Source organism: Actinoplanes sp. NPDC048791, from assembly GCF_040650095.1.
Taxonomy (GTDB): Bacteria; Actinomycetota; Actinomycetes; order Mycobacteriales; family Micromonosporaceae; genus Actinoplanes.
In genome coordinates, this window is record NZ_JBEZGQ010001014.1 from 1 (window position 1) to 2,970 (window position 2,970).

Consider the following 2,970-nt stretch of genomic DNA (forward strand, 5'->3'; position numbering starts at 1 on the left):
GCACGCTGCTCGCGGTGCTGGAGCTGGATCCGCGGCACGCGGCGGCGAAGCAGCTGCTCGCCGGGCTGGAGGCGCCGGCCCCGCGAAAAGCCCGGGCCAGTTCCGGCAACCGCGCCATGCTGGTCCCCGCGCTGGTTATGGTGCTGGTCGGAACCGTGCTGCTGGTGCGTGAGGCGCCCGCGGCCGCGGTGGCCTGCCTGGTGCTGGCGGCGGTGCTCCTGCTGGGTGGGTTTCCCGGAAACCGCTCAGAACAGCCCTGACGGTGCCGATGATGGCGGTGTGAGCTTTAACTCCGGAGCAAGGCGATGACCGACCTGGACGCGGCGCGGGCGCGGGTGCAGCAGCCCGGCGCGCCCGGGCTGAGCACGCCCACGGAGATCGGGGTCGCGCGGGCCGCCGCCCTTTTCGAGCGGGTGGACCCGGCGGCCGCGGCAGCGCATCTCGAGCCGGTGCTGGCCGCCGACCCGCAGTCCGCCGCGGGCTGGATCCTGCTGGCCCGCATCCGGCTCGTGCTGGACGAGGTGGACAAGGCCCTGGACGCCGCGAACCGGGCGATCGCGCTGGTCCCGGAGGATCCCCGGCCGCTGGCCATCGCCAGCCGCGCGCTCACGTTGCTGGGCCGGCACGAGGAGGCGGTGACGATGGCCTACCGGGCTGTCATCGTCGAGCCGAAGAACCCGCTGTGGCACGACCGGGTCGCCTGGTCGCTGCTGGCCGCCGACCGGCAGTACGCCGACGCCGAGCAGGCCGCCCGCACGGCCATCGGGCTGGCTCCCGACGAGGCGCACTACTACTTCACCCACGGGGTGACGCTGGACGCGCTCGGGCACGCCGACCAGGCCCGCCAGGCGTTCCTGATCTCGCTGAAGCTGGAGCCGGAGAACCCGGTCGCCCAGCACCGGCTCGCGGTGCTCAACGGCGAGAACGTCCGGGCGCCGGAGAAGAAGAAGCGGGGCTGGAAGCTCTTCGGCAAGCGCGGGGGTGCGGCGGCTATGCCGGTACGCCCCGAGGAGTACCTGCCCTAGCCCGCATGATCAGCCAGACCAGCCAGCCCGTACCGATGATGAAGCCGAAGCTGATCAGCCGGTAGAGCACCACCGCGGCCACCGCGGAGGCGCTGGTCAGCCCGCCCGCCACCAGGCCCAGCACCAGCGCGCCGTCGACCACGCCGAGCCCGCCGGGCACGATCGGCACGCTGGCCGCGGCCATCCCGGCGCAGTACGCGATCACCAGCTGCGCCGGATGGATGCCGGTGGCACCGACCGCGATGCAGCACATCCACAGGCACAGCGCGTCCAGCAGCCAGTTCGCCACGGCCAGCACCACCGCGAGGGTGAGGTCGGCCGGGCGGACCCGCACCGAGCGCAGCTGGTCGACGAAGTTCACCAGCCGCGCCTGCCCGGAGTCCCCGGGCCGGCGGCGCACCTTGTTGACGCCGCTGAGCAGCCGCCGGGCCGGGCCGATCAGCCACTCCGGGTGCTGGGCGACCAGGCGCACCAGGAACGCGACGGCCAGCGCGCCGCCCATGTAGCAGAGCAACGTCCGCCAGCTGCCGGTGCTGCGGGTCAGGATGCCGAAGACAGCCCCGATCACGACCAGGGCGCCCGCCGACAGCACCCCGCTGAGCGCGATGCACCAGGAGGCGACCGCGGAGGAGGCACCGTAGCGGCGCAGGGTGCGGAAGTTGAAGGCGGTGGAGAAGACCGGGCCGCCGGGCAGCGTCGCGCTCAGCGAGTGGGCCGCGTACGCCAGCGCCACGTGCCGGCGTACCGGGACGCTGGTGCCGGCGCCGCGCAGCAGGGCCTGTTGCATCCGGGCGTAGGTGCCCATCGAGGCGATCTCGGCCACGACCGCGCCGGCGACCCAGTTCCAGGCCGGGGTACGCAGCTGGTGCACCGCCTCGGCCAGCGACGACCACCCGATCACCAGTTCGGTGCCGAGGATGAGCACGATGACGCCCACGACGGCCGGTGTGCGGCGCCACCAGGCCGGCGGTACGGTCTCCTGCGAAACGGCCATCGCCGATCATCGTCGCACCATCCGCGCCGGCCGGCAGGGCGTTCAGCGGGTGTAGGCCACCAGCGACAGGCTCCGGAGATAGGCCGGCTCCCGGGCCCGCAGGAGCAGGGTGAAGTCCGGGGCGAACAGGGACAGCTTGCGCTTGCCGTCCTGGTACGTCCGGACCAGCAGGTTGCCGTCCGGGTCGAAGACGGCACCGATGACGCGGCCGGAGACCGGCAGGTCGACGATGTCGCCGGTCACCGTGTCCAGCACCGCGTCGGCGGGCGCCGCGGCCGAGTCCGTCGTCCCGGCCGGATCCGCGGTGTTCTGCTCGAGGTGCACGGTCACGAGGTCACCGGTGGCGTCGACGCTGACCGGGCGGCAGGCGGCGCGGCCGGCTGTGTCGCCGCTCTCGGGCACCGGTGTGCCGGACTGCGCGTTCGTCTCCGCGACCTTCAGCCCGCAGCCGGCGGTGCCGTAGACCAGCGTGGAGCCGTCACCGGACCAGCGGAAATGCTGGCCGTCGAGGCCGCTGGGCAGCGGGGTCAGGGCGCCCGAGGCCACGTCCAGCACGGCCGGCTCGGTGGCGTCGATGAGCAGCTGGGCACCGTCCGGGGACCATGCCGGGGCCTGGGTGGCCGATGTCGTCCCGGCGTACGCCTGCTGGGGCTCGCCGCCGCCGGTGTCCACCACCATGAGGCTGCCGTCGGCCACGTAGGCGACCCGGGCTCCGTCGGGGGAGACGCCGACCGTCGCGTACGGCTTCGACAGCACCGTCTCCAGCTGGTCCCCCGGGGTCAGCTTGACCAGGCGGCCCTCGTCGCCGCGGTCCGCGTAGAAGATGTGGCCCGGCAGGTCCGCGATGGACGTCGAGCGCGGGCTGCTCGTGGTGGCGGCCGGCCGCGGCCGGTCGGACCGGCTCTTGCGCGGGGGTGCCGCCGCCTGGCTGCCCGTTGCGGTGCTCCGGTC

General features: G+C 73.9%; 4 protein-coding genes. 2 read left to right on the forward strand and 2 right to left on the reverse strand.

All coding sequences use genetic code 11. The features are described from left to right. Both AB0C29_RS41350 and AB0C29_RS41355 read left to right on the forward strand, forming a co-directional pair. On the forward strand, positions 1-260 hold a 260-nt coding region (locus tag AB0C29_RS41350; RefSeq protein WP_360832698.1), incomplete at its 5' end, for a hypothetical protein. Positions 261-305: 45 nt separating this feature from the next. Continuing rightward, a complete protein-coding gene (locus tag AB0C29_RS41355; RefSeq protein ID WP_360832701.1) occupies positions 306-1,025 on the forward strand; it encodes a tetratricopeptide repeat protein in 720 nt (239 codons plus the stop codon). Here AB0C29_RS41355 and AB0C29_RS41360 read toward each other — a convergent pair. Both AB0C29_RS41360 and AB0C29_RS41365 read right to left on the reverse strand, forming a co-directional pair. Continuing rightward, a complete protein-coding gene (locus tag AB0C29_RS41360) occupies positions 991-2,019 on the reverse strand; it encodes a YbhN family protein (RefSeq protein ID WP_360832704.1) in 1,029 nt (342 codons plus the stop codon). The two genes, AB0C29_RS41355 and AB0C29_RS41360, sit on opposite strands and share 35 nt — an antisense overlap. A 42-nt stretch (positions 2,020-2,061) precedes the next feature. Then, a partial coding sequence (locus AB0C29_RS41365) for a hypothetical protein (RefSeq protein WP_360832707.1) occupies positions 2,062-2,970 on the reverse strand: 909 nt, incomplete at its 5' end.

Coding starts and splice junctions, on each gene's coding strand:
- AB0C29_RS41360 (WP_360832704.1), bottom strand. CDS start 2,019: ATGGCCGTTTCGCAGGAGACCGTACCGCCGGCCTGGTGGCGCCGCACA.
- AB0C29_RS41355 (WP_360832701.1), top strand. CDS start 306: ATGACCGACCTGGACGCGGCGCGGGCGCGGGTGCAGCAGCCCGGCGCG.